Genomic DNA, 329 nt, shown 5'->3' on the forward strand with positions numbered 1-329 from the left:
CCCGGGCACCACCCGGAGCTGCGCGGTTGGGCCACCGCGACCTCCGCGGGGCTGCCGCCGGACCTCGCCGACCGGCTCCACGAGGCGGAGTTCCTGTGGACCTCCTCCATCTCCGACATCCTCCTGCCGGCGGAGCCCGGGGTCACGCTCGCCGAGGAACTCGCCGCGCTCGACAGGATCGACGACGAGGCGTTCGTCGCCGCCGCCTTCGAGATCTCCTGCTCGCCCGCCTATGGGCGGCCCACGCCCTCGCCCCTGGGCGACGCCGGGGAGCGGGCCCGGGTGATCGAACTGGCCGCCGCCCGCGGCCCGCGCCAGCGGGACTTCGT

General features: G+C 76.3%; 1 protein-coding gene. It reads left to right on the forward strand.

Translation table 11 applies throughout. The annotated features are described in order from the left end of the window. Positions 1-329: DUF5937 family protein (locus ACSNOK_RS33640; RefSeq protein WP_436784560.1), on the forward strand; the 329-nt coding region annotated here is incomplete at both ends.

Source organism: Streptomyces sp. URMC 126 (assembly GCF_051386555.1).
Lineage (GTDB): Bacteria > Actinomycetota > Actinomycetes > Streptomycetales > Streptomycetaceae > Streptomyces.